Below are 24,398 nucleotides of genomic sequence, written 5' to 3'. Positions count from 1 at the left end.
GCGCATGACGGAGGGCTTTTCCACTCCGACCGCTACAAAAAAATCAAACACTAGAAACTATAATTTTTCTGTGTGATTAATTTCTGATTATGAACTGCAGCCTCTAGAACCTCCGACCCGCCTCGTATTTCCTCCCCTATAATCCACACCGTACTTCTCGCACGGGTCACGGACACATACAACCTGTTATGCGATATATAACTTTGATACATCTTACTAGCAATTGATGTAATATTAGAAAGATTTGGAACCCTACCTTTGTCCACACCAACCAATATAACTACCTCAAACTCCAATCCGCCGACATAATCTGCAACAGCAACAATATTAGCCGAGCTTTTTTCCGCATTCTTAATTGCTTCTATATCCCCACGCCTTACAAGCTGTGCGACTGGCTTTTTGTTATCCGATGCGTATCTTATTGCCTCTGAAAATAAAATTCGATCAAAAAATATAATCGCAATTTGATGCCGCTTTAAACCCTTAGAAGTTCGTAATTTTTCAGCCGCTTTAAATGTTTGCTCTAGCAACTCCTTCTGACTACTCAACATAAAATACTGTGGTGGCTCCTCATCAGAAACACCGCCATAAATATAGGGGCTTTGAGATATAGGGTTATCAAAATTTGTAAAAATATTTGCCCCATGAGAAGTTATGGAAAATGCAAGATCAGTTATTGCAGGCGAACATCTAAACACAGCACTTAAAGTTGTTTTTTCTTCAAGAGAAGTAATCCCAATAGACTCATAGAACTCAGCATCATTCCACGCTATATCCCCCAGCGCTTGTGAGAGATCAATTGCGTATGCAATAGGGGTGGTCTTTGAGTTCTTTGTCAAAAAATGAACAAGAGAGAGCTCATTCATATTAAACAAGTGAACCTCATCTATAAACAATGCATCGTAGCCTTCCTGACTTCTTCTCCTGCGCCATATTGGCGAGTCAAGTTTAGATATCGCTGAAATCGCTATATCATCCACATCAAACTGGGATAGCGCATTTAAAATTTCTGAGTACCTATTAAATATATTGAAAATAAAACGGCGATCCTCCTCTGTATTAATAGGAAGGCCATAGGCAGGCCTAGATATATCACGATAGTTATCAAAAGTTTCGTCGCAGCGACCTTTTATGACGACACTTATCTCGTGCCGCATAAGCTCTGCTATCTTAAAAAGATCATCATATTCAAAAAACTCATAAAGCTCTTTTGATATAAAACCTTTATGCCCAGCCAAATCCAACTTGTATTCCTGCAGCACCTCAACCAAATGGAGTAGCTGAATATTTTTTGACTCAAACGTATCCTCATCCAACAGCTCAGACTCATGGATATCATTTTTAAGAAAATCATTGCAAACATCTTGAAGTGTTTTAATCTCTATTTTCTGATAATCATTTCCAACATCAAAAGTCGCATCACGGTCTAATATCTCAAAAAATATCGAACATTCTGTGCCATTTCTTGGCTTGGAACAATGAATAGAAATTTTATTGCGTTACCTGATGCATTTGCATCTCTAAGCCAGTGCAGACATTTCAGCACTAGACAAATTGTCTTTCCGCTACCAGCTGGCCCCTCAATCCTAGATGGTAGGCTGAATGGTTTTCTTATAAACTCGATTTGCCTAGAAGATAGTTTTTTATAGGGGTCCTCTGCCCCGAGCAAAAGTGATGTTGAAAGCGGCTCATAATTCAAGTCTGTACTATTGAAAACCAAATCACTTTGAACGGAAGGCTCAGGATCAAACTTATAAAGAGTACGATCAAAAATAGCTTCAATTGCTTTATTAAAATTCGTTGTGGAAAATTCCTCCTTAGCCCCATTGCCTTCTGTAGTACCAAACTTATATGTTAGTAAATGCTTTCCTAAAAAACGCCTTGAGAGCCTACGTTCCCCCGCATTACGCTCAACTGTTAATCGATAAGATGTTCCCGTCGTTATTGGAAATGGGAAAATAATAGCTTTTGTCGAACCTGGAGGAAGATACTCATTATTATTTAAATTCAAATTATTCCAAAATTTTATGGCAAACCTTAAAAGCTTTTGTATTGCAGTCAGGATCATCGCAGGTTGCACATTGGAAAAATTTAGGGTTTCAAAGTCTATAGTTATGGTATTTTTTTCAGAGCGATATTGCTCTCCAGGAAATGTTAATATTTGCCCATTTTTATATGAAATTAGCTTTAACCCAATAGCACTTGCATCTTGCACCCCGCCACACCTGCACAAAATATTTATTAATGAGCGCGAGGTTTCAAAATCAACGCTTTGCAGCTCTCTATTACTTATTATTGCTTTTGCAGACTCTTCTGTTATACCAATAAAATCAATCAATTTCATGTAGCCTCCTCACTGCTTCCATGTCTTTCTTTGAGATATCCTGAGTTCCAACTCGACTATAAAAACCTGAAAATCTTTGAAGCAAAAGTTCCACATAAGGAGAAAGTAGAGTTGAGACAAAGCATGCATGCCCTCCCTCCTGAATAATTATATTCTTATATTCTGTATCTTTCTCGCGACAATATTTTACATACTCAAGCCCTTTTGATACTTCAATCAACGCCTTTTTCGAAAGGCAAATAGGCTCTGACAAATCAACTACGTAACCAGTCGGACACTCACCACAAATCAAACGCTCTACAAAAAAAGTATCGCTACGTTGATTTCTAATTAAGCCATCCATGTATTTTTTTCGATTCTCTTTTAAAATTTTATTATTAACTGAGATATCCTTTTTAACTATAAACGCTTCGAGCACTTCAAGCTTTAGCCTATCTGCAGCACTAATTCCTTTCCCGCCTAGTATTTCTAATGTTTTGCCCAGCCCATATATATCGATAGCTCTACTCGAAACCTGATACTTTCCGAGAATTTCTGATACTATATTATTTATAGCTGCCGCCGACTGCCCTGCAACTTCATGATTCCCGCGAACATCCATCCATTCAGATAAGTGATATATAGGTAAGCAGACAAGATTTCGAGCTTTCTGATGCGCAATATCGCATCGGGCGGTTACAACTATCCCGAATCTTTCGCTTCCATCGGAAACTCGAAGGCAATTAAATATCGAACCTTGAGTGTATTTCCCTATAGCTACATCATTGGTCAAGACTCGCATCACATCCTCACGGTTTTCACTTGCCCCCCAATGATGGCAATTTGCAACCTAAAGGATCAATAGAAAAAATCGTCTAAATGAAAGAGCAGATGGCAGAAAAGGTCACAGCAACGCGGTGTACCTGGGGAAAAACCCAACGAATCCGTCCTACTTCAGCCACCCACATAGAAATAAAATGTAACAAAATAGCCTCTGCACACAACAGAAAAAGACATGTAGATGAATTCAATGGATGCTTCGTACAGTTACTTCGGACTAAATCACCTTCGCCCTCTAACATCTCTTTACCACTCTGTTGTGACCTACCTATAAATGCCTTAGCACAATGCTTTGGGACGAACTGCTCGGCCAAGAGCTCGTCATACGTGCCCGTTTAGCCAGACACTGACTGGACGGACTCACTCCCCTGCTCTTGTGGTGCTTCTAAGCGTCAGGGTTACTCCTAGGCGCGGTAGGAAGAGTAATGTCGTAAGCACCGTCGCCAGCAAGCAAGTACGACCATCACTGCAAAGCTTTCCGCCAACTTGCAGCAGCGTGTCCCTAGGCGGCGGAGCTCCTTTCACCAGCCAAATAGTCGTTCTCCGGAAGAGCAGGCGATCGCCCCAGCCCCTACTCACCCTCGGCGTTCACGCTGCGCCATCGCAATTCAACGCCACCACCTGCGCCACGACCAGCCACCCAACATTAAATTTTCTACATCCACATTAATGACATAAAGCCATCACGCAGCCCTGCTACAACCGCTGGCGTAGTTCTCATAAGAGCCCGCGCCCGTGAACCTTCGTTTTGCCTTTCTCCGCAAGCCGTCCCACCGCCCCGCCCTGCTGCGTCGCCTGAGCATCGGCAAGCGCCTGCTGGCCAGTTTCGGCCTGTGCGCCCTGTTGCTGGCCGCCATCGGCGGATTGTGCCTGGTGGCGATGCAGCATATTCGCCATGAGGGCGAGTTGATCGAGCAAGGACCGCTGTCGAGTATCGCCCAGGCCGACGCCATCGCCATCGACCTGGCCAAGATGCGCACCGAGGCCGCGCTGTTGCTGGTGTATGCCAACGACCCCGCCGAACTGGTCAACCGCAAGATCAACCTGCAACAGCTCAGCGCCGAGGTGGACCAGGGGTTCACCGAGTACCTGGCCAAGGTCCCGGAAGGCACGGAGCGGGACTCGATCAAGTTGCTGCAGGACGCCGCGCAGCAGTTTGTCACGCTGTTCAGGCAGGCCGTCGATCTGGTCGAACAGAAGAAGATCAGCGAGGCCACCACCCTCTCCAACAACGACCTGTCCAACCAGGGCTCGCTGATGGACATGCAGGTGCAGTTGCTCCGTGAACTGAACAAGCAGACCACCGCCCAGGCCCTGGAAAGCACCGCCAGCACCTTCCATCAGGTGCAGTTGTTGCTGCCCATCGTCATTGGCGTGGCGCTGGCCCTGATGCTGTTGCAGGCCTGGCGACTGAGCGTGAGCATCACCCGGCCGCTGCGCCAGGCCTTGCAGGTAGCCAAGACCGTCGCCGCCGGCGATCTCAGTCAGGTGGTGGTCGCCCATGGCCAGGACGAAGTGGCGCAACTGCTGCAGATGCTCGGGCATATGCGCGACCAGTTGCACGCGGTGATCCAGCAGATCGGTGGCGCCGTTGGCCGCCTGAATGCGGCAACCCAGGAGATGGGCGCGATCATGCATGACAGCGCCCAGGACTTGCAGCAGCAATGCGGCGAGATCGAACAGGCCGCCACGGCGGTCACGCAGATGAGCCAGGTGGTCGAGGAAGTGGCCCGCAACGCCCTGGAAACCTCCACCGAATCACGCGATTCAAGCACCGCCGTGCGCGAGGGCCAGCAACAACTGGACGAAACCATGACCGACATCGGCGCCCTGGCCGATCAGGTCGAACAGGCCAGCCTGCGTGCCCAGGCCCTGGCGACGGAGACCCAGGGCATCAGCAAGGTGCTGGAGGTGATCCGCAGCGTGGCCGCGCAGACCAACCTGCTGGCCCTCAATGCCGCCATCGAAGCAGCCCGGGCCGGTGACGCGGGGCGCGGTTTTGCCGTGGTGGCCGATGAAGTGCGCGGCCTGGCGCACCGTACCGATGCCTCGACGCGGGAGATCGAGCAGATGATGGACGGTATTCACCTGGGCACCGGCCAGACCGTCCAGGCCCTGGCCGAAAGCGCCGCCCAGGCGGGCCGCACGCGTGAGCGGGCGCAGGTGGCGAAGGATGTGCTGGGGAGCATTTCCCGCTCGGTGGCCGGCATTGACGAGCGCAACCAGGTGATCGCCACCGCTGCCGAGCAGCAGGCCCAGGTGGCCCGTGAAGTGGACCGCAACCTGGTGCTGATTCGTGATCTGTCCATGCAGACGGCCAGCGGCGCCGCCCAGACCAGCACCGCCAGCCAAGAGCTGGGGCGTCTGGCGGCGGAGCTGGATGGGATGCTGGCGCGCTTTTCGCTGTAACGCCCGGCTTTTCCCGGGTCGTCAGTCCTGCCCCGTCACCAGGTGCTGCAGGTGCTCGAAACCTGCCGCCCTGGCGAAGGCCGGCAGGTTCCAGATCGCGCCGTTGGCGCCCCAGGCTCCGTCTGCCACCTCGTTCAGCATCACCGACGTCATCAGTCGTCGCGGATCATCGGCGGGCTGTGCCGCGACGAAAGCCTGCTGTATCAACTCGACATAACGGCCCCTCGATGTCTCGTCGAGGACACCGGCCGGCACATGAACCCTGGCGATGCACGGTACCAGCTGCGCGGTCATGTCGACCGAGCCGCAGGTCCAGTTGCCCGGCTCGATCTCCTCGATAACGACCCAGCACAAGAAGCGCGTGGCGGGATCCGCCGGAATCCGTTCGGCAATGGCGGCGGCCTCGTTGAGGCCACGCACCAGGTTGGTACGGGCTGCGCCGGGAAAAGCGCCCTTGGGGATTTTCAACAGGATGTTAGGCATGGACGGCTCCAGTGGATGAGAGGCCATGCATTAGGCGGCGCAAACCTGTAGGCTGCCAGTGTCCGTTATGACACCTTTACGGCGGTTTATGACAATGCATGATTTCACTCTCCTGGTCCTGCCCGGCAGCTACGCCAGCAGCGTGGCGGCCACCCTGGATATCCTCGGTGCCGCGGTTGCAGTGGCGCCGCGCCTGAAGGCGGCGCGTCCCACCTGGCGCATCGTTTCCCCCGACGGGAAGTCGGTGGCCTTGAGTGGCGGCCTGAGCCTCGAAACCACAACGCTGCCCGACAGCGCCGCCGACGATCAGTCCACCTGGATCATTCCGGGCCTGGGGCTTGAGAGCTCCGAGGACATCGACGCAAGAATGGCGAGCGCCGATGCGCAACAGGCGATCCAGGCCATTCGGGCCCACGGCGCGCACGGGGGTTCGTTCGCGGCATCGTGCACCGGGGTGTTCCTGCTGCAAGCGGCCCAGTTGCTGGCCGGGCGTCGGGCGACAACCTCCTGGTGGCTGGCCGGCGAGTTACGCCGACTGGAGTCGCGTTGTGTGGTCGACGCCGACCGCATGGTGTGCACCGACGGTCCGGTGACCACGGCGGGCGCGGCCTTTGCACAGACAGACCTGATGCTCCACCTGCTGCGCTCGCGGTTTGGCGCGCCGCTGGCCGACGAGGTGAGTCGGCTGCTGCTGATCGACGGGCGCCAGGCCCAGTCGCCATTTATCGTCCCGATGATGCTGTCCAACGGCAACGACCTGGTGACCCGCCTGACACAACGCATCGAATCGGCCCTGCCGGACCTGCCCAGCGTGGTGGAGCTGGCGGATGAACTGGCGATGTCCACGCGCACCCTCTCCCGCCACGTCCAGGCCGCCACGGGCAAGAGCACCCTGGCGCTCCTGCAGAGCGTACGACTCAACCGCGCCCGGCAATTGATCGAGAGTAGCCGGATGACCATCGAGCAGGTCGCGGCGCACGTGGGTTATGAAGACGCGACCGCCTTGCGTCGGTTGATGCTGAGGGTGTTTGGGGCCAACCCGAGCCGCTTTCGAGCATCGCGGCCGAAAGCACCGCCAACACCCACGGATGATGGGTATGGCAAAGCATCGCCTGCTCCGGCATAAAACCACTACCGCCTCGAGTCGAGTCATCTTATGCCGCACAATCTTGAAAAATGCCCACGCTGTGGATCTGCCCAACACGTCCGGGAGAAGAAAATGCTGATCGGCGCGGCCAGCCCCAGGAAGCGTTTCAATGGTGAGGAGAAGGCAGGCTTTCGGCGTGTGGATCAGTTGGCTGTTGACGAGTGCAAACCAGAGCTGCTGAAAGAGCCCCCATTGCAACAACTGGTGGAGGGCTTTTACTGCGATCACTGCGGCATCGGCTTTGTAGCCAGCGGTCTTTCGATGTGAGCAAGCAGGGGCGGCTGTTGCTGAACGCCGGATTGTTCCAGCTCGGCTGGTTTGCCTGCGTGCTGGGCGCGCAGCGGCCGTGGCTGCTGTTGATTGCCATGGCCTGCCTGGCTGCCCATCTGCTGTGGATTGCCGACGACCGCAACGAGTGGCGCCTGTTGTTGCAAGTGGCGGCGTGTGGCTGGGTCCTGGACAGCGCCCTGCTGCACCTTGGGCTGTTTGATTTCCCCGGTTCCCAGGTAGTGCTACCCCTCTGGTTGGCCATCCTTTGGCTGCTGTTTGCCAGTACCTTGCGTCACAGCCTGAGGTGGACCGCGCGCCCCTGGTGGCTGGGCAGCCTCTTGGGCGCCTGTGCCGGGCCGCTGTCCTATCTGGCTGGCGCCAAACTGGCAGGCATCGGCCTGCCGTTCGGGGCGTGGCCCAGTGCGGTGTTGCTGGCCTTGATATGGGCGGTCTTGTTGCCGTTACTCCACCGGCTGGCCGGACGCTAGGCCGCAGAACGTCGACCTGCTAAAGCGCCAGCACCAGTCGTGGGGTTTTCGAGCGCGAACAACACGGCGTGAACTGGTCGTTCAACGCATGCTCCTTATCGCTCATGAAGACATCCCGGTGATCCGGAACACCGTCAATGACCGCTGTCATGCAGGCACCGCAGACCCCTTGTCGGCACGAAGCAGGCAATTCGATGCCAGAGGCACACAGCACTTCAAGCACGCTCTTGTCCGCTGGCACCTGGAGCACCAACCCCGATTCCGCCAGTTCGACGTCGAAGGCCTGATCGACAGCGTGCGCCACGGCCGGCACCGCAAAATACTCGCGGTGAATCTGCCCGGTCGGCCAACCCAGGCGGTACGCGGTGTTTATCACATGGTCCATGAAACCCTTCGGTCCGCAGACGTACAGGTGCGTATCAGCCCGGGGCGCAGCCAGCACTTGGTTGACGTCCAGCCATTGATCCCGCTCACCACTGTCGAAGTGCAGATGCACGCTTCTGGCAAAAGCGGACGCGGCAATCTGCTGCAGGAATGCCGCGCGTCGAGGCTCACGTACGCAGTAATGCAGTTCGAACTCAGCCTCCAGGTGGGCAAGCTGAAATGCCATCGCCAGCATCGGCGTGATGCCGATACCACCGCCCAGCAGCACTGATTTACGCGCGCCCGCGGTGAGCGGGAAGTGGTTTCTCGGCGCACTGATCGACAGCCGATCCCCCACGCCAATCCCCTCGTGCATGCCACGCGATCCGCCTCGTGACATCGGTTCATGCAACACACCGATCAAATAGCGATCACGCTCCAACGGGCTGTTGCACAGGGAGTACTGGCGGGTGATCCCGGCACTCACGCACACATCAATGTGCGCGCCCGCCGTGAAGTCTGGCAAGGGCTGCCCGTCTTCACGACGCAACTCGAAACTGCAAACACCTTCGGCCTCCTGGCGTTTTTCTACGACGATGACTTCAAACATCAATGCACTCTCCTATCGGCTTGGCCTTCTGCGGGGTTCTCTGACCCGTGTTCATTGCACCCGGCAAAGAAACAGCGTGTCGTCGGGGCTGTAGCGGGCAATGAGTCGACTGATCGTGGCAACGTCTTCGCCCAGCGGACGGTCATCGGCGTAGCGCGTCACGCGTGTGCGCACCGCCTGATAAATGGCCAGCGTCGCGGGCGCCGGTTTCAGGTCTGGCTCCAGGAGGTCATAGCTTTGGCAGGCCGCCAGCAGTTCAATGGCCAACAGGCTTTCGAGGTTGTCGAGGATCTTGTGGGCTTTCAGCGCGGCCGGTGTCGGGTGGCAAAGGATGTCTTCCTGCAATCCGGAAGTGACACCCCCATCGAGACTGGCCGGGGCGGCAAGGCGGCGATTCTGGGCCACCAGCGACGCGGCGGTGTATTGCGCGATCATGAACCCCGATTCCTCCCCGCTGCTGCCCGCCAGGAAAGGCGACAGGCCGCTCACCAGCGGATTCACCATGCGATCGATCCGCCGCTCGCAGATGGCCCCCAGTTGCGCCGCCGCAACGGCGATCTGGTCCATGGCCAGGCCAATGCCCGCCCCCACGGCATGGGCCTGGGAGTAGATCTCGGGTGCTTCGGGGCTGCCGCAAACCACCGGATTGTCGGTGACGCTGGCCAATTCACGCTCGACCACCGTCAGCGCCTGGGCCCACACGTCATGCACCGCGCCATGGACGTGCGGAATGCTGCGCAGGCTCAAGGGGTCCTGCGTCTTGCGTCCGGTGGCGGCCAGCAGAATGCCCGAACCGGCGAGCAAGGTGGTCAGCCGCTGGCTGACCTGCATCAGTCCCGGCGATTGGCGCAAGGCCATGGATACAGGGTGCAAGGCGCGGATCTGGCAACGCTGGGTCTCGAAGCTGAGCGCGGCCACGGTATCCGCCCAGGTCAACAGTCGACGCGTGCGCTCCAGCAGCAAACTGCCCAATCCCGTGACACAGGGCGAACCGTTCACCAGACACAAGCCCTCCTTCGCTTCCAGTACCAGGGGCTTGACCCCCAGTCGATCGAGCGCGACCGCGGCGGACATCCGCGCACCATCCAGCACGCATTGGCCCTGACCGATCAACAGCAAGCCGATATGCGCCATGTGACTGATGTAGCCGACCGAGCCGTGACGCGGTACTTGCGGGGTGCAACCGGCGTTGAGCAGCAGGACCAGACGTTCGACCACCGCCAGCCGCAAGCCGGAATATCCGTGCGCATAGTTGTTGATGGCGGCGACCATGATCGCCCGTGTTTCGCTGACACCCAGTGGCCTGCCAACCCCCACGGCGTGACTCATCAGGATATTGCGCGACAAGGCCTTCTGCTGCGCGGGCGGCACCACCGTATCGGACAGTGCACCGACGCCGGTATTGACCCCGTAGGCCCGCAGGTTGTTGTTCACCACGCTGCGCACGATGGCATGGGCGTTGTCGATACGCGTTCTGGCGGCATTCGACAACTCCAGTACCGCTTGCCGGGTGGCAATCTCGGCCACCTGCGCGACGCTCAAGGGCTGGTCAAGCAGAACCAGGCTCATCGGGCACCTCCTGCACGCGCAACGGGCGATCCCTGGTCGGCATACCGGCCGATCAATTCCCAGAGTTCAACAGGCACTTCGATGCCATTTTCGTTGTGTTGGCGAGCTTGCAGTCGACGCTCACCGGGCAGGCGTACCTGGGGTTCGGCCTGCAGCGCACTGAACAGGGCTTCGGTACGCGCCACGAAAGCCGCCCCACCGAAGACCGCGGGATCAAAAGCGATCACCAGTTGCCCGGTGCGTGGCGGCCCACCGTCGCAATCACCGAAAGAAGACGCCTCGAAGGAAAAGTTGGAACCGCTCAATCCACCGGCCAGGATGTCGATCAGCAAGGCCAGGCTGGCGCCTTTGTACCCGCCGATCGGGCTCAGGCTACCGGCTATTGCCGCCGCCGCATCGGTGGTCGGTCGCCCCTCGGCATCCAATGCCCAGCCAGCCGGCAACGCGACACCCCGGCGGTGCGCATCAATCACCGCCACCTTGGCCACCACACTTGAGGATTGATCGATCACCAGTGGCGGGCGCCCTTCCCGCGGGGTCGCAAAGGCCAACGGGTTGGTCCCGAAAAATGCGCGCTTGCCGCCATGGGGGGCAATCGACGGCGAGGCGTTGGCAACCATCAGGGCGACCAGCCCCTGCTCGGCCAATGCTTCGACAAAATAACCCAGCGAACCGCAGGCGTAGGACTGCCCTACCGCCAGCGCCGCGATACCCTGGCGCCGTGCGGACTCGACTAGCAAGGGCATACCCGCCGCCAACGCCGGGTGGGCGAAACCGGTGCGGGCATCGACGCGAATCAGCGAGGGCGTCAGCGCCTCGACACTCGGTAGCGCACTGCCATCAACCTTGCCGCACGCGGCGTGGTCGCAATAGGTAGGCAGGTAGGACAAGCCGACTATCTGCTGCCCGTCACGCTCGGCAAAGGCAATCGAGCGCGCCACCGCCCGCGCATTGCCGGGGCTGACATGGCTGGCAACCAGCGCGGCGGTGGCACGGTTTTCGATATCAGCCAGGCTGACAATCAACGTAGGGGTCATGCTGCACTCTCCCGATGAATAAGTTGCGTTTGAGCCAGCGGTGCCAGCTCGGCCAGGAACTGCTCGGCGTACCAGCGGATGAAGTCGCGTGTACCGCCTTCGATCAACTCGGAGTACGGACCGGGGCGATAGGCACTGCCACGAATCCCCAGGTGGTTGTTTTCGGCCAGAAGACGGTCCTGGTCATTGGTCACGGCCCAGATTTCCCTGAGCCGATCGACCTGATAATCCACGCCCTCGCGGGCATCCTTGTGCACCAGCCAGTGAGTGGTCACCAAGGTTTCTTCCGGGCCGATCGGCAGCACGCGGAAGGTCACGGCGTGGTCTGCCTGGATATGGTTCCAGGTGTTGGGCAGGCTCATCAGGCGCACCGAGCCCAGGTCAGGGTCGGTCAGGTCGCCCAGCAGGCGCGAGCATCCCGGTTTGCCGTCGGCCGTCATCGACACACGACCATCGGTGAAAGGCAGGCGCACGGCGCGGTAGCGGTCGTTACCCTGGGTATGGGCATGAGCAATACCCAGGCGGTCCCAGTCCGCCGCCTTGCGCTCGACCAACGCCTTGTATTCGGGCCTCATGCGCGGGTCGTTCGGATCGTCGAACTCGGTGATGATGTGCATCAGCTCCGGGTGTGAACCGACACAGTGGTAGCACTCGCGGTTGTTCTCGATCACCAGCTTCCAGTTGGCCTTTTCCACCAGTGTCTGGGTGCAGGCCACCTTGGCATCGTCCAGGCCGTGCGGCAGCAGGTAGGGTTCGACGTCCTGGCGAAACGGCTCGAAGTCGCTCGGCTCATCCGCGAAATTGATGAAGATGTAGCCACCGGCAACGCCCACCGCCACCGGCGCCAGCTGGAAGTCGCCACGGTCGAAATCATCGCCCATCAGGCGCGTGCCGATCAGTTGCCCGTCCAGGTCGTAGGACCATTGGTGATAGGGGCAGACCAGTCGCTTGGTACTGCCGCGCTCCTCCAGGCATATCCGTGAACCACGATGGCGGCAGGTGTTATGAAATGCCTTCACCTCGCCGTCCTTGCCCCGAATGACAATCACCGAGTCACGCCCCACTTCCACCCGCAGCCAGTCACCCGGCCTGGGGATCTCGCAGGTCATGGCCGCGAACAGCCACTGGCGACGGAAAAACACCTGCATTTCCAGTTCGAAGAAATCCCGGTCCACATAGAAAGGCTGCTCCAGCCCCCAGTCAGGGCGACGCTCGGACAGCAGCGCATAAGCACGATCAATCACATTCTGATGCATGGCGATACCTCGCAAAAAAGATCAAACGAGCGGCAGGCGGCGGAAGGTGCCGGGCTTTTCCGGGTCGTGGTATTTGTTCATCGGACCGTGTTCGAGGAAGTGTTTATGGCCGTGCGCCAGGCGCTCCTGGGACAGCGTCACACCCAGCCCATGGCCTTCTGGCACGCGTACGGTGTTGTTGCGTGGCACGAACGGCCCCTCTTCGATCACGTCGGTCACCTGCATGCGGAACAGCGACTGATTCGGCTCGCGAATCCAGCCCAATGCGGCGCACAGATGCAGGTACACCGCGCTGCCCACCCCCGAATCGCCGCTGTAGCACCAGAAGTCGATGCCGGCGTGCTCGCAGGCGCCGATGAAGCGCAGCAGTCGGCCGATACCACCAAGGACCGCCGGGTTGCCGACAATCGCATCGGGCACCTTGTGCACCATCGCCCGGGCGATGTCGGTGTTATGGGTGGAAAACGGAATCGAGCAATGGCGGCGCAGCTCGATCATTTCGTCGAGGGTCGAGACCGGGTCCTCCCAGTTGCGCACGCCCAGTTCTTCCAGGGGACGGATCAGCCGGCGCGCCGTGGCCAGCGAGTAGGCCTGGTTCGAATCGATGCGCAGCATCACGTCATCCCCCAGGCGCTGACGAATCAGCTCCAGCATGCGCAGGGAGACTTTCGGGTCATGGGTGGAGAACTTGCCCTCGAAAAACGTCGTGCCGTAGGTCTCGTTGAGCATCACGCAGTAGTCGGCCACCGCCTCCGGGGTCTGCTCGCCGCGCACCCGGCTTCCATCCCTTTGCAACGGGCCATCGTTGCGCAGGGAGAAGTAGTCGGTGAAGGGAATGTCCTTGCGCACCGCACCGCCCAGCAACTGGTACAGCGGCTGCTTCCAGGCCTTGCCGCGCAGGTCCCACAGGGCCATTTCCACGGCACCGAAGGCAGTGATCCGGGCGTTGTCGTTGATGCTCTGGACACCCGCGAAGTAAGGCAGGCAGAGGAACTCGGCACCGGCGATATCAAAGGCATCATGACCCATCAGTTTCGGTGCGATCTGATCGCGAATGATCGCCGCGGCCTGCCAGGAAGGTGCCTCGCCCAGACCGACCAGGCCGTCTTCGGTTTCGACTTCGACAATGGTCGTGGAAAAGCCTGGCAGCTCACCGAAAACCCAGACATAGGGTGCGTCCAGGGGCAGGTTGATGGGCGTGGCCTTGATGCTTTTGATCTTCATCGCGTAGCGGCTCCAGGGAATGAAAAGAGAAGCGGACTCACCAGGCTATCCATGCGATAAACAGCGTTATGTGAGTCGACCCAACTAAGCTAAGCTGCGCAGATACAAGAGTAAACGCGGTAAATTCTCATGCGATCCATGCTTTCAGATCATGTATTGGACAGTCCCGTCTTCAACCGTCGCCTGCCGCCCATGCACGCTCTGGAAGTGTTTGCCGCGGCAGCTCGTTGCGGCACCTTCAGTCGCGCCGCCAAGGCGCTGTTCGTCACCCAGAGTGCGATCAGCCGCCAGGTGCAACAGCTCGAGGAACACCTGGGCGTCGTGCTGTTCATCCGTCACAAGACCGGCCTGCGGCTGACGCCTGAAGCCGAAGCGCTGCTGCCCGTGGTCGAAGACGCCTTCGCGCGCCTGACCACCCTGTGCAACAGCCTGCGCAACGCCGGCCAGGTACTGACCCTGCGAATGCCGCCCACCCTGGCGACGCGCTGGTTCCTTCCCCTCTTGCCGGGGCTGCGCGCGGTGATGCCGGACATGGATGTGCGGGTGACGACCTACGATGCGTGGGAACCACGGTTCGAGGACAGCGACGTGGATGCCGCGATCATTCAGGGTCGCGGGGATTGGCAGGATGTCGAGGCCATCCCCTTGATGCCGGAGCGCCTGACGCCGGTCTGCTCGGCGGAACTGGCCAAACGCCTGGCCGTGCCCGCCGACCTGAAGCACTTGCCGCTGCTGCATTGCTTTCCCGTCCAGGGGTGGAGTCGCTGGCTGGAAGCGGCTGGCGTGGAGGGCGTGGCGGCCCATCGGGGGCAATCGTTCGACACCCTGGATCTTGCGCTGTCGGCCGCGACGCGGGGACACGGCGTGGCACTGGGGGATCTGAATCTGGTGCGCGAAAGCCTGAACGATGGCGTACTGGTCGCGCCGTTCGATATCGAGCTCAACCAGGGTATTTCCTACTTCTTGATTTACCCGGCGCACCGGGCGCAGTTGCCGAAGATTCGTGCACTGCGAGAGTGGTTGCAAGCGGCGGCGACCGGCAGCACTCCGACGTTGCATGAGCCGTTCGTTGCCCCGATGACGTAACGAAAGTCATCTGCCATCAGGGGGCATGAGCGCCGGAGTGCCGTGCAAGGACGCTATCGTTTTCTCAAACGAACCCGGTCACCGCATGAGGAACGTAGAAGTGCTCCATTCGCGCCCTCTCCTCTTGCGACAGCACGATATCGAGCGCCGCCACCGCATCGTCGATCTGGGCGGCCTTCGACGCGCCCACGATGGGGGTGGGTGCCCCGCGATGGCCCAGTACCCAGGCCATGGCGATCTGGGCCATCGACACCCCGCGCTCCCGGGCAATCTCCTGCACGACGCCGATGACTTTGCTGTCGACCAGGTCGGTCTTGTCCAGCACTGACTTGCCAAAGACGTCGGTTCTGCTCCGTTCGGTCTCTTGCCCATGAGGCCGGGTCAGTCGCCCTCGTGCCAGCGGGCTCCAGGGCATCAGGGCAATCCCCTGATCCATGCAAAGCGGGATCATCTCCCGCTCCTCTTCTCGATAAATCAGGTTGAGATAGTTCTGCATGGAGACGAACCGGCTCCAGTTGTTGCGCCTGGCAACCTCCTGGGCCTTGGCGAACTGCCAGGCAAACATGGACGAGGCGCCGATGTAGCGGGCCTTGCCGGCTTTCACCACATCGTGCAGCGCCTCCATGATCTCTTCGATCGGCGTGGTGTAATCCCAGCGATGGATCTGATAGAGATCCACGTAGTCCAACCCCAGGCGGGTCAAGCTCGCGTCAATACTCGACAGGATCGCCTTGCGGGAAAGGCCCTTGTCGTTGGGTCTGTCCGAGCCCTGGCCCATGTTGGGCGGGTAGAATACCTTGGTCGCGACAACGGTTTCATCGCGGCGGGTGAAGGCCTTGAGCAGCTTGCCGACGATGACTTCCGAGGTTCCCGCCGAATAGCTGTTTGCCGTATCGAAGAAGTTGATGCCTCGATCCACGGCATGTTTGAAGATGGGCCGGCTCGCCCCTTCGTCCAGTGTCCAGGAATGGGTGCCGGACCCGGCATCGCCGAAGGTCATGCAACCAAGACAAATGCGCGATACATCCAGTCCTGTCTTACCTAGTTTGACGAATTGCATCGAGTGCCTCCTCGGGCTTGGTACGAACTAATATCGGGCGAAGAGCGGTTACCGGGTTCTCGGGCCAAATCCCGCGTAGGGCTTCAACGGTACGACCGACATGACTTCCAGCATCCCGGAATTGACCAGCGGCAGGGTTGCCAGCTTTTCCCGAACGGCGGCTTCGTTCTCGGCTTCCACCAACAGGCAAGCGCCGCCCATATCGCCACGGTGCCAGATGGTGCGGATGAAACCCTCCAGATACAGCGCCCGGGCCTGCTGTGCTTCGGCCTCGAGATGGGGGGCGAAGTCCGCATCGGAAAAACGTTCCGAGACACGGCGTGACAGCGTGATGAACTGCATGTCTGTTTCCTTCAAGATGTCGGTGGTTTAAATCGCTCACCGATAGTTGCAAAAAACATTACTCTGGTCCAAGACGCGTTCTGCATGACTTGAGACAAGATTTACATGACCCTGGATATTCGTTTACTGACTGCCTTTATCGCCGTCGCGGAAACCGAAAATGTCGGACAGGCCGCCAGTCACCTGCATATCTCGCAGTCGCCGTTGAGTCGGCAAATCATGCAGTTAGAAGCGCAATTGGGCCTGAAATTGTTCGAACGCACGCGCCAGCGAATGCGCCTGACCGACGAAGGACGGCTTTTCCTGCAAGAGGCGTACAGCCTGGTCGCCCATGCCTCTGAAGTCGAAGCGACGGCACGCAGAATTGCCCTTGGCCAGAGCGGCCATATCGCCGTGGGCTATGTCGAGGCCGCCATGCACTCCAGTGTATTGCCGCGGGCCCTGGCCGGCCTGCAATCAGGCCACCCTGGCGCCACCTTCGAACTCCATCCCCTGAGCTCCGCGGAGCAGGCCGAGGCCCTGCTGGGCCGACCCCTCGATTTCGGATTGGTGTATTCAGTGCCTGAGCGCGCGGACATAGCGTCGATGGCGATCTCGACCGAAGCCTTGTTGCTGGCCCTGGGCAAACAACACCCGTTGGCCGCGCAAGCGAACCTCGAACCCCTGGACTTGAACGGCCAGCGCTGGGTGGCCTTGGCCGGCGCGAAAAACCCGGCGGCCCGCCAGCGTTTTCTCGAGAACTGCTCGGCGTGCGGTTTCTTGCCCGACATCCAGGTCGAAGCCGATGACCTGCTGGCCGCCTTGCGGCTGGTGGCCTCGGGGTTGGGCATTACCTTTGTCCAGGCGAGTCTCAGGGATTGCCTGGTCGACAGCGTCATCTTTCGCGAACTGCCCTGGTACCCGTCACAGGTCAAAGTCCATGCCATCTGGCGCAAGGACGACCCCAAGCCACTGGTGGCGATGTTCCGGCGAGCGCTCATGGCCATCGGGCACCACGCCGGGGCTGAATAAAAAACAACCCCTGCGGACATCACCAGCCCCCGGCGGCGGCCTTTCGTTACGAAACCTTGATGACCACCTTGCCGAATGCGCCCTTGCCCAGGTGCTCATAGGCCTGGCGTGCCTCTTCGAATGAATAGATATGGTCAATGACAGGACGAATCCGGTTTTTCTCGAGGAAGGCATTCATGCGATCAAAGGATGAGCGCGGAGCCACGGCGATACCCCGCAGAGTCGTCTGACGGAAGATCAGGGGCATCAGGCTCAACGCTGTCGTTTGTCCGGTCAGAAAACCGATCTGGGCGATCTTGCCAGCGGCTTTCGTTGCCGCGATCGACTGGTTGAGACCATTGCCGCCGGCGACATCCAGAAGCAGATCCACGCCCTTGCCGTCCGTGAGTTTCAGAACTTCTTCCGCCCATTTTTCGTGGGTTCGATAGTTCACACCCGCGACCGCACCGAGCTTCTTCACGGCCTCCAGGTTTTCATCGCGACTCGACGTGACGATGACCTTGGCACCCAGCGCCGTGGCGAGTTGCACGGCGAAGATCGAGACGCCCCCGGTGCCCTGCACGAGCACGCTTTCACCCGGCTTGATCTGCCCGAAATCCACCAGCGAGTACCAGGCCGTCAGTGCCGCGATAGGCAGTGTCGAAGCCTCTTCGTCGGACAGGTTGTCAGGCGCGCGCACGGCGCTTTCCTGATGGATGATCATGTACTCGGCAAGGCCACCGGGCAGCGGCGAGCCGAAGCAATAGTCGGGTTCGTCGGGGCCTGGCGCACCGTCCAGCCACCGCGAATAGAGATGCGAGTTGACGCGGTCGCCGATCTTGAATCGGTCGACGCCTTCGCCTACCGCCACGACGCTGCCCGCTACGTCGCTCACGGGTATCAGCGGTTTCGGCACCTTGTGCGGCTCGTAGATGCCATCGACGATTGCCTTGTCACGGAAGTTCAGCGAAACCGCACCGACCTTCACCAGCAACTCCCCGGCCTGGGGTACTGGTGCAGGGGTTTCGCCGAGGATCAGGTTGTCGAGTCCGAAATCGTTGAGAAGCCAGGCTTTCATTGTGTTTCTCCGAAGGACACCAGGGATCTGGTGGAATGCCGCCATTGTTTACCCACTGCCGGACTCGATAAATGCGTCGGCCATGACAAGACTGTTATGCTATTGAGCAACAATCATCTTCGGGTAGAGATGATGATTGGCAACAAACAACCCGTCCGAGGCGCCATGGAACTGTTCCAGTCAATGCAGGTGTTTGCCCGGGTAGCCGAGCTGGGCAGTTTCACCAAAGCGGCGGATTCCATTCAGTTGGGGCGGCCCCAGGTCACCAGGGCCATTCAGGAACTGGAGGCCTCGCTGGGCGTCAGGCTTTTCCAGCGCACGACGCGGCGAGTGAGGTTGACCACCGAGGGGGAACAGTTCTACGAGCGGGTGAAAGACATCCTTGGCAATGTCGCCGCCGCCACCTCCATGTTCGATCTGACCGGCGCCTCCATGCGCGGCAAGTTGCGCGTCGACATTCCCAGCGCCTTTTCCCGGCCCGCCTTCATCGCCAGCTTGCAGGAGTTCACCCACCGCCATCCGGATATCGAAATGACCCTGGGTGTCACCGACAGAACCGTGGACCTGGTGGCCGAAGGCGTGGACTGTGTGCTGCGTATCGGCGAACTTCCGGATTCAAGCCTGATCGCTCGGCGCATAGGCTTGGCCACCATGGTGACGTGTGCCGCACCTTCCTACCTGCAGGCGTTTGGCAGCCCACAGACACCGGATGACTTGAGCGCTCACCGCGGTGTCAGTTTTCTCTCCGGACAAAACCATCGACCGCTGCCGTGGCATTTCCTGCAGGAGGGAACCGAAAGGAGCTACGTCAATCGACGCGGCATCATCGTCAACGAGTCCAACGCCTACGTCCAATCCGGTGTCGCGGGATTCGGTATCCTGCAGGCGCCCGGCATCACGCTGGACAGCTGTCTGGCCGATGGGTCACTGGTCGAAGTGCTCAAGTCATTCAGGCCACGGCCACGTCCCGTGTCGCTGCTGTATCCAAGCCGCTCGCATCTTGCCCCCCAAGTGCAGGCGTTTATCGACTGGGTCAGCCGGAAATTCCCGAGTCTTTATGCCGATTGGCTGGAGCAATGAACGGCCCCTGACTCAATACGGGGCGCGCTCATCAAGGAGCGCCTGCACGGCCCCGATCACCTGCCATAGGGTTCAATTACCGATGCGTTGGTTACCGCAATGGATATTCGCATCAGAGATATCCGCTCCGAATCTTCCGGCTTCAGGGCTGGCGGAACGTTTACTTTTTTCCACCGGATAGAATTGTGCCGCCCAACGACGATATGTGAGTAGCGGCGCATCGGTAGCTGATGGCTTCGGGTATAGGGGGTAATTTCGTTTTTCCCAGATATCCATGTCTTGTTTCAGCTGTGGGAGATACCAAAGATGGAAAAGAGCAACAGAGAACACTCCGTATACAAGTTTCTGTAAAAACGCCGGCCATTTCACAAGCCAAGCGATACGCAGCCTCATGCTTTCCCGATATGTCCATTTCAAAGGACCAATCTGGGCGGGCACCACCAGGAATGTAGCGCGCACGTCGGCACGCTTCAGGCTCATTTCCACACGCATCAAGCCGAGGCCGTACAACTTGAAATCCAGGATGACCGGAAGCCCTCTTGCGGTTAAGCGAGTAAGCATATCCATGCGATGGCCATTGGCTGTCGGCTGTTGCGACACGGTGTTGCTCTCCCAGCGATGCAGCGTGTGCTGGTGAGCAGTGTCAAAGGCATTTTCGGTCGCATTCTGAAGACTGCCGGGGTGGGTACGCAGGCCTTTTATCGCCGGGCCGTAACCCGTCCAGTCGAACTCTGGTAGTTCCCACTCCGGAGGCAGCCCGTGTGCACTTTGCCAAACAGCAATGAAGCCATTCCAATCCCTTACGTGTCTGTTCTCCAACCGGGCTTGTGGGGGCTTGTCGCCGCAGCCAGTACGCACGCAGCGACCATCGGGCGCAAAGGCGAATTTATGATAAGGGCAAACAATATCCTCGCCTTCTACCTTGCCATCGCCGAGATGCGCACCCAGATGAGGGCAATAGGGGCCAACAGCGCACAAGACACCAGAATTTGTTCTATAGAGCACAACATCCCGCCCCATGAAAGGTTTGGTAATGACTGCACCAGGCTTGAGCTCATCAGTGGTGGCAATCACAAACCAGCCGTCTGGATAAGGAAATGATGAGAGATCGGTTTCGTTGGTGTGATCCGGAGCGTACATGACATCTACCCTCGAGGTTGATAGCAGTCCTGGTGACAATCACTTCATGCGGCCGGCCTGCTTTTCTGCAATATCCGCAGCGGCGATCTCATCGGTAGAGGGCAATGGTTTGATGGTCACTTCCCCGCAGATAAATCGTTTACCTTTGAAATCACTTCCGTGGTAACGCGTGCTGACCGCATGGAACTCCGCATTTCCCGAGCAGAGATGTTCCAGTTCCGTAAGGTATTCACGTACGTCGTTGCGCTCTCCGAGCGGTCCGGCAAGGACCTTGTCGCGAGAGGCAATAAGTTTCTTCTCATTTTCCAGTACGATGCCGGCTAATTTATCGAGTGCTTGCTGGAGAGTGATCCCTTCCAAGCGCATAAACAGCCAGACGGAGTTGACAGAGTCGGCGATGTGTATTTCTTTTCGAAACGAATAAGGATCGTTCACCAACGTGATCGAGTCGATAGCAGCTGTTCTTACGGCAACGAGCGACTCATCGGCAGCCAAGGTGTCAGTCATATCCACATCAATCGCATATTCAGTCATCATGGCAGCCCACTCTCCATAATTATCCACGCGCCGTAGCTCCAGGTAGCGCTCAAAGGTCAGCGTGTCCATTTCCAAAGCCAGGGAGTTGGTTTGCCTGGCGATCAAGGTGTTCAATGACTCTTCCAATCGCCTCCATACTCGTGGCGTCGAAGACAGTTGCTGCTTGATGGGAAGCAAACCCTCATACAATAGCTGGGCAATTGGGAACGCTTCAGGAGGCCTGATACCTGCTATCGCATCGCAATAGTGCTGGCGAAGCTCGGCCTGCCGCTGTTGATCTGCGAGTATTCCGGGATTTGTAGTGGTGTCATCAATGAGCGTCGTGATGCTCATCATTCTTTCCAAGTTATAGATCCTGTCCTTTTTAGTGTGTGGATAGGCGAGGCCGCCATAGGCAGTCATCTCCATGGATAAATAATGGTCAACTGCCTTCTGGCTACCATAGTGAGCCAGGATATAGGGGCTGTCAGTGAGCGCGACCTGCCTGTTCGTCTCCTCGTGATCCGGATGCCACATAGGCTGTAGCGTCAAATTGAAATCAGGGTGATATATTTTATCTCCAGGCTTTGGCAGATTGGTTAGAGCATGCACAAAATTAGATGAATCACTCATAGACTTATCCCTCACGACAATCACACTTTCCTGGATGACTGATACAACAACTCAGCAACGCTTCAATATTGCGCTGTAAACAGAAAATTTATTCTTGACTATCGCGACCGCCAAGCTTTCGCACATTACACGCAACTCTTCCAGCGCACCGGTGACACCGCTCGGAAAATTTCTTTCTATATTCGACCTTATGGCAAGCAACCAACGTATTGCGTCGGCATTGCTCGGCAAGACACGCATGTCCTGGGTGGAAAATCCGCTTTGCTTTATTACACTTAAAAAATATTCAGGAGTTTTCCGGTATTTACAGGCCAGTCTGTCAATGGTATCAGGGATGTCGGATGTATACCTTTCAAGCTCTCCACTGTAGAGATTTTCAGAAATAACAATCGTGCCACCTGTGGCGACGCGTCGCCATAGTTTTTCCATTACTGTTTTATACAAATCATCAGGAAAGTGTGATATCACCCCGCGTATGACTACCAAATCATAGGGCTCATCTGCCGCGGGCAACAAGTCAATATCTTGGGCATTGCACTGGTACAAGTTAATACGATCTGACAGGCCGTGCTCCATATGGAGTTTTGCTGCGTGCTCCAGCTGACGCCCGCTGATATTGATGCCATCCAGATGTGGGCAATCAGGAAAATATTCGGCCAGATACTTCAGGACCGAACCCCAGCCACAGCCGACATCGAGAATACGCTTGATTTCTTGGTTGCCGCCTTGTTCAAGGCCAGCCAGTTTCAGTTGCCTTTCGAAGTAACGAATACCAGATTCATCAAGTGTGACCGGCTGCGCAGAGCGTGGGTCATCATAGACACCGAACTGGAACCATAAGGCGTTGCCAATTGCTTTTCGCCAACTTTCAGGACTATCGCTATAGGCACATACAACTCTTTCCTGGTAGGGATTGATGTTCGCCCCCTGTATGACTCTATAAGGCGGGTGAAACTCATCGACGAGTGTTCTTGCAGTCTGTTTGTTCACTGGATTATTTCCTCATGGGTATTCTGCTCAGGTTCGTGTCCGGACTGAAGCGTTACCCGCCACGGCGCCGGGGACGCAGGCGGCCGCAACAGGCGTTGATCCACAAACCTTGAGAAGGGTATTTGCCAAAGGAGCGTTGTTGCAGAAACAAACGACCTGCGCCTTCGAGAATGCAGTTCGAAAACGCTCGATGCGACTGGCCTTTTGGTGGGGCACTGTTTTTTTGAGGAGGCGGCGCAGCTTTTTTGCGGGCGTATTGGGCCCCGAACAAGTAACCCTGCCATAATGAAGACTCCATCCGTTGTGTCTTCGCTACTTGGTTACTGCTGACCAGACGACGTAGGAAAAATCAGACATTTACATTGCCAAGGCGAAAATCTAGTTGGCAACTTTAGGGTTTTCAAGTTTTTAATAGAATCAATTTTATGTTTTTTTGCTGATTAATACTGAAAGGCTATATATTGGCCTGTCCCGCTGCCCAGAAACACCACCTGGGCAATGAACGGCCCCTGACTCAATACGGGGCACGCTCGTCAAGGAACGCCTGCACGGCCCCGATCACTTGCCAGCGGTTGCGTTCCATGAACACGCTGTGCGTGCCCTCGCCGATCTCCACCCAGCGTCGGTAGGCGGCATTGGTCAGCTTCGAAAACACCGCACGAGACAACTCCAGCGGACAGTCACGATCGCCGTCTGCGTGCACGATAAGCACCGGTACACGGATCAGTGAAGGATCATAAAGGGACCGGCCGGCCGCCCAGAATTCCCGCGTGTCCTGCACGGTGCCATTGGGTGCATCTAGTTGGCTTTCACCTGGCCCGAATGTCGCGTCGGCCCAGGCTTCGAACCAGGCCTCGGGCAGCACCGCTGTCTGTCGTTCGGCCGGTACGCCATTGAGCCAGCGGGCCTTGGCATCGGTGCGTTTCACTACGCGGTAGGCGCCCAGCGTGCCGCCGCTGTCTGCCAGGCTCGGCGTATCACGAGTCCACTGTGGCGCGACCAATACCAACTTGACCACGGCCTCATTGTGCTCGGCGGTGTACCTCGCCATCAGCGATGTGCCCCACGACCAGCCGATCAGGTTGATGCGACTGACGCCGCGACGCTGGCGCACGAATGCCGCGGCAGTGGCCACATCGCGGGTGGCGACGGGAGCACGCACCACCGGCGGATTGTGCTCTGCCGGCTGCAACATTTCCGGCGGTTTGCTTGAGCGGCCATACCCGCGGACATCGACCAGATAGGTGTCATAACCCTGTTGGGCCAGTTGGTCCATCCATGACAGGCCGTCAAGCGGCAGGTCAAAGGTGCTGGAGGCCGGGTAAGTCGAGCCGGCCACGAACAGCACGGTTTTCTCACCCGTCCAGGTCTCCCTGTCCGCTCGATGTTTATTGCGTACATACAGCTCGATCCCGGGCGTATCGCTGGGAATCCTGAATTCGCTGCAGATGATGGTGGACATTC

23 protein-coding genes and 1 pseudogene are annotated in these 24,398 nt (G+C 57.5%); 7 read left to right on the top strand and 17 right to left on the bottom strand.

What is annotated here, in order from left to right:
* Positions 1-50 precede the first annotated feature (50 nt).
* The 4 genes and pseudogenes from ACL9RJ_RS01250 to ACL9RJ_RS01235 all read right to left on the bottom strand — a co-directional run.
* Positions 51-1,385: a 3'-5' exonuclease gene (locus tag ACL9RJ_RS01250; protein WP_422764933.1), complete on the bottom strand. Its 1,335-nt coding sequence runs from the start codon at positions 1,383-1,385 to the stop codon at positions 51-53.
* A gap of 41 nt (positions 1,386-1,426) precedes the next feature.
* Positions 1,427-2,344, bottom strand: a complete 918-nt coding sequence (locus ACL9RJ_RS01245; RefSeq protein ID WP_422764769.1) for a hypothetical protein — start codon at positions 2,342-2,344, stop codon at positions 1,427-1,429.
* Positions 2,331-3,125, bottom strand: a complete 795-nt coding sequence (locus ACL9RJ_RS01240) for a hypothetical protein (RefSeq protein ID WP_422764768.1) — start codon at positions 3,123-3,125, stop codon at positions 2,331-2,333. Before ACL9RJ_RS01240 ends, ACL9RJ_RS01245 begins: the two co-directional genes overlap by 14 nt.
* Positions 3,126-3,567: 442 nt before the next feature.
* A pseudogene (locus ACL9RJ_RS01235) lies at positions 3,568-3,705 on the bottom strand (IS5/IS1182 family transposase); the annotation flags it as partial.
* Between the two features lie 193 nt (positions 3,706-3,898).
* Between ACL9RJ_RS01235 and ACL9RJ_RS01230 the strand changes: the two are divergent.
* A complete protein-coding gene (locus ACL9RJ_RS01230) occupies positions 3,899-5,572 on the top strand; it encodes a methyl-accepting chemotaxis protein (RefSeq protein ID WP_017128594.1) in 1,674 nt (557 codons plus the stop codon).
* A gap of 21 nt (positions 5,573-5,593) precedes the next feature.
* On the opposite strand, the gene ACL9RJ_RS01225 is transcribed toward ACL9RJ_RS01230, so the two are convergent.
* Entirely contained in the window at positions 5,594-6,055 is a 462-nt protein-coding gene (locus tag ACL9RJ_RS01225) for a tautomerase (protein WP_422764767.1), read from the bottom strand.
* A gap of 94 nt (positions 6,056-6,149) precedes the next feature.
* Here ACL9RJ_RS01225 and ACL9RJ_RS01220 point away from each other — a divergent pair, with 94 nt between their 5' ends.
* The 3 genes from ACL9RJ_RS01220 to ACL9RJ_RS01210 all read left to right on the top strand — a co-directional run bounded on the left by ACL9RJ_RS01220 (position 6,150) and on the right by ACL9RJ_RS01210 (position 7,960).
* Positions 6,150-7,181: a GlxA family transcriptional regulator gene (locus tag ACL9RJ_RS01220; RefSeq protein ID WP_422764766.1), complete on the top strand. Its 1,032-nt coding sequence runs from the start codon at positions 6,150-6,152 to the stop codon at positions 7,179-7,181.
* A gap of 93 nt (positions 7,182-7,274) precedes the next feature.
* Positions 7,275-7,469 carry a hypothetical protein gene (locus tag ACL9RJ_RS01215; RefSeq protein WP_017128597.1) on the top strand — a complete coding sequence of 65 codons (195 nt, stop codon included), beginning with the start codon at positions 7,275-7,277 and terminating at the stop codon, positions 7,467-7,469.
* Positions 7,466-7,960 carry a DUF2878 domain-containing protein gene (locus ACL9RJ_RS01210; RefSeq protein ID WP_017128598.1) on the top strand — a complete coding sequence of 165 codons (495 nt, stop codon included), beginning with the start codon at positions 7,466-7,468 and terminating at the stop codon, positions 7,958-7,960. Before ACL9RJ_RS01215 ends, ACL9RJ_RS01210 begins: the two co-directional genes overlap by 4 nt.
* A gap of 19 nt (positions 7,961-7,979) precedes the next feature.
* Here the strand turns inward: ACL9RJ_RS01210 and ACL9RJ_RS01205 are convergent, their stop codons facing one another.
* Genes ACL9RJ_RS01205 through ACL9RJ_RS01185 form a run of 5 tightly spaced genes read right to left on the bottom strand, consistent with a single transcriptional unit; the run spans position 7,980 to position 14,019 of the window.
* Entirely contained in the window at positions 7,980-8,933 is a 954-nt protein-coding gene (locus ACL9RJ_RS01205; RefSeq protein ID WP_017128599.1) for a PDR/VanB family oxidoreductase, read from the bottom strand.
* Positions 8,934-8,984: 51 nt separating this feature from the next.
* A complete protein-coding gene (locus ACL9RJ_RS01200; protein WP_017128600.1) occupies positions 8,985-10,502 on the bottom strand; it encodes an HAL/PAL/TAL family ammonia-lyase in 1,518 nt (505 codons plus the stop codon).
* The gene (locus tag ACL9RJ_RS01195) at positions 10,499-11,539 is read right to left on the bottom strand and encodes an Ldh family oxidoreductase (RefSeq protein WP_177082798.1); all 1,041 of its coding nucleotides are present in this window, start codon (positions 11,537-11,539) and stop codon (positions 10,499-10,501) included. The genes ACL9RJ_RS01200 and ACL9RJ_RS01195 overlap by 4 nt, the downstream gene beginning before the upstream one ends.
* Positions 11,536-12,795 carry an aromatic ring-hydroxylating oxygenase subunit alpha gene (locus ACL9RJ_RS01190; protein WP_177082800.1) on the bottom strand — a complete coding sequence of 420 codons (1,260 nt, stop codon included), beginning with the start codon at positions 12,793-12,795 and terminating at the stop codon, positions 11,536-11,538. Before ACL9RJ_RS01190 ends, ACL9RJ_RS01195 begins: the two co-directional genes overlap by 4 nt.
* A 21-nt stretch (positions 12,796-12,816) precedes the next feature.
* Entirely contained in the window at positions 12,817-14,019 is a 1,203-nt protein-coding gene (locus ACL9RJ_RS01185) for a mandelate racemase/muconate lactonizing enzyme family protein (RefSeq protein WP_017128603.1), read from the bottom strand.
* Between the two features lie 156 nt (positions 14,020-14,175).
* On the opposite strand from ACL9RJ_RS01185, the gene ACL9RJ_RS01180 reads away from it, so the two are divergent.
* On the top strand, positions 14,176-15,105 hold the full coding sequence (locus ACL9RJ_RS01180; protein ID WP_422764765.1) for a LysR substrate-binding domain-containing protein: 930 nt from the start codon (positions 14,176-14,178) through the stop codon (positions 15,103-15,105).
* Between the two features lie 64 nt (positions 15,106-15,169).
* Here the strand turns inward: ACL9RJ_RS01180 and ACL9RJ_RS01175 are convergent, their stop codons facing one another.
* Positions 15,170-16,165, bottom strand: a complete 996-nt coding sequence (locus tag ACL9RJ_RS01175) for an aldo/keto reductase (protein WP_422764764.1) — start codon at positions 16,163-16,165, stop codon at positions 15,170-15,172.
* Between the two features lie 48 nt (positions 16,166-16,213).
* Positions 16,214-16,507 (bottom strand): hypothetical protein, encoded by a 294-nt coding sequence (locus ACL9RJ_RS01170; protein ID WP_177082808.1) that lies wholly within the window; start codon positions 16,505-16,507, stop codon positions 16,214-16,216.
* Between the two features lie 105 nt (positions 16,508-16,612).
* On the opposite strand from ACL9RJ_RS01170, the gene ACL9RJ_RS01165 reads away from it, so the two are divergent.
* Positions 16,613-17,518 carry a LysR family transcriptional regulator gene (locus tag ACL9RJ_RS01165; protein WP_422764763.1) on the top strand — a complete coding sequence of 302 codons (906 nt, stop codon included), beginning with the start codon at positions 16,613-16,615 and terminating at the stop codon, positions 17,516-17,518.
* 46 nt (positions 17,519-17,564) lie between these two features.
* Here ACL9RJ_RS01165 and ACL9RJ_RS01160 read toward each other — a convergent pair whose 3' ends face one another.
* Positions 17,565-18,575, bottom strand: coding sequence for a zinc-dependent alcohol dehydrogenase family protein (locus ACL9RJ_RS01160; protein ID WP_422764762.1), 1,011 nt, complete (start codon positions 18,573-18,575; stop codon positions 17,565-17,567).
* Positions 18,576-18,740: 165 nt separating this feature from the next.
* Here ACL9RJ_RS01160 and ACL9RJ_RS01155 point away from each other — a divergent pair, with 165 nt between their 5' ends.
* The gene (locus ACL9RJ_RS01155; RefSeq protein WP_177116391.1) at positions 18,741-19,655 is read left to right on the top strand and encodes a LysR family transcriptional regulator; all 915 of its coding nucleotides are present in this window, start codon (positions 18,741-18,743) and stop codon (positions 19,653-19,655) included.
* A 72-nt stretch (positions 19,656-19,727) separates the two neighbouring features.
* On the opposite strand, the gene ACL9RJ_RS01150 is transcribed toward ACL9RJ_RS01155, so the two are convergent.
* The 4 genes from ACL9RJ_RS01150 to ACL9RJ_RS01135 all read right to left on the bottom strand — a co-directional run bounded on the left by ACL9RJ_RS01150 (position 19,728) and on the right by ACL9RJ_RS01135 (position 24,396).
* Complete coding sequence (locus ACL9RJ_RS01150; protein WP_177082821.1) at positions 19,728-20,795, bottom strand: Rieske 2Fe-2S domain-containing protein; 1,068 nt, start codon at positions 20,793-20,795, stop codon at positions 19,728-19,730.
* Between the two features lie 39 nt (positions 20,796-20,834).
* A complete protein-coding gene (locus ACL9RJ_RS01145; RefSeq protein ID WP_177082823.1) occupies positions 20,835-21,944 on the bottom strand; it encodes a terpene synthase family protein in 1,110 nt (369 codons plus the stop codon).
* A 51-nt stretch (positions 21,945-21,995) separates the two neighbouring features.
* Positions 21,996-22,934: an SAM-dependent methyltransferase gene (locus tag ACL9RJ_RS01140; protein ID WP_103032971.1), complete on the bottom strand. Its 939-nt coding sequence runs from the start codon at positions 22,932-22,934 to the stop codon at positions 21,996-21,998.
* Between the two features lie 514 nt (positions 22,935-23,448).
* Entirely contained in the window at positions 23,449-24,396 is a 948-nt protein-coding gene (locus tag ACL9RJ_RS01135; protein WP_017128613.1) for an alpha/beta hydrolase, read from the bottom strand.
* Positions 24,397-24,398: the final 2 nt, after the last annotated feature.

Origin of the sequence: Pseudomonas sp. Mn2068 (genome assembly GCF_049319725.1) — a bacterium.
Classification (GTDB): Bacteria; Pseudomonadota; Gammaproteobacteria; order Pseudomonadales; family Pseudomonadaceae; genus Aquipseudomonas; species Aquipseudomonas gingeri.
Note: the sequence above shows the minus strand (reverse complement) of the source record. Positions and strands in the feature narration are given on the sequence as shown.

Excerpts from the sequence above, each read along its gene's own strand:
- ACL9RJ_RS01145 (WP_177082823.1), bottom strand. The coding sequence starts at position 21,944 with ATGAGTGATTCATCTAATTTTGTGCATGCTCTAACCAATCTGCCAAAG.
- ACL9RJ_RS01190 (WP_177082800.1), bottom strand. The coding sequence starts at position 12,795 with ATGCATCAGAATGTGATTGATCGTGCTTATGCGCTGCTGTCCGAGCGT.
- ACL9RJ_RS01135 (WP_017128613.1), bottom strand. The coding sequence starts at position 24,396 with ATGTCCACCATCATCTGCAGCGAATTCAGGATTCCCAGCGATACGCCC.
- ACL9RJ_RS01175 (WP_422764764.1), bottom strand. The coding sequence starts at position 16,165 with ATGCAATTCGTCAAACTAGGTAAGACAGGACTGGATGTATCGCGCATT.
- ACL9RJ_RS01195 (WP_177082798.1), bottom strand. The coding sequence starts at position 11,539 with ATGACCCCTACGTTGATTGTCAGCCTGGCTGATATCGAAAACCGTGCC.
- ACL9RJ_RS01200 (WP_017128600.1), bottom strand. The coding sequence starts at position 10,502 with ATGAGCCTGGTTCTGCTTGACCAGCCCTTGAGCGTCGCGCAGGTGGCC.
- ACL9RJ_RS01185 (WP_017128603.1), bottom strand. The coding sequence starts at position 14,019 with ATGAAGATCAAAAGCATCAAGGCCACGCCCATCAACCTGCCCCTGGAC.
- ACL9RJ_RS01245 (WP_422764769.1), bottom strand. The coding sequence starts at position 2,344 with ATGAAATTGATTGATTTTATTGGTATAACAGAAGAGTCTGCAAAAGCA.
- ACL9RJ_RS01160 (WP_422764762.1), bottom strand. The coding sequence starts at position 18,575 with ATGAAAGCCTGGCTTCTCAACGATTTCGGACTCGACAACCTGATCCTC.
- ACL9RJ_RS01150 (WP_177082821.1), bottom strand. The coding sequence starts at position 20,795 with ATGTACGCTCCGGATCACACCAACGAAACCGATCTCTCATCATTTCCT.
- ACL9RJ_RS01165 (WP_422764763.1), top strand. The coding sequence starts at position 16,613 with ATGACCCTGGATATTCGTTTACTGACTGCCTTTATCGCCGTCGCGGAA.
- ACL9RJ_RS01220 (WP_422764766.1), top strand. The coding sequence starts at position 6,150 with ATGCATGATTTCACTCTCCTGGTCCTGCCCGGCAGCTACGCCAGCAGC.
- ACL9RJ_RS01170 (WP_177082808.1), bottom strand. The coding sequence starts at position 16,507 with ATGCAGTTCATCACGCTGTCACGCCGTGTCTCGGAACGTTTTTCCGAT.
- ACL9RJ_RS01225 (WP_422764767.1), bottom strand. The coding sequence starts at position 6,055 with ATGCCTAACATCCTGTTGAAAATCCCCAAGGGCGCTTTTCCCGGCGCA.
- ACL9RJ_RS01205 (WP_017128599.1), bottom strand. The coding sequence starts at position 8,933 with ATGTTTGAAGTCATCGTCGTAGAAAAACGCCAGGAGGCCGAAGGTGTT.
- ACL9RJ_RS01240 (WP_422764768.1), bottom strand. The coding sequence starts at position 3,125 with ATGCGAGTCTTGACCAATGATGTAGCTATAGGGAAATACACTCAAGGT.
- ACL9RJ_RS01215 (WP_017128597.1), top strand. The coding sequence starts at position 7,275 with ATGCTGATCGGCGCGGCCAGCCCCAGGAAGCGTTTCAATGGTGAGGAG.
- ACL9RJ_RS01155 (WP_177116391.1), top strand. The coding sequence starts at position 18,741 with ATGGAACTGTTCCAGTCAATGCAGGTGTTTGCCCGGGTAGCCGAGCTG.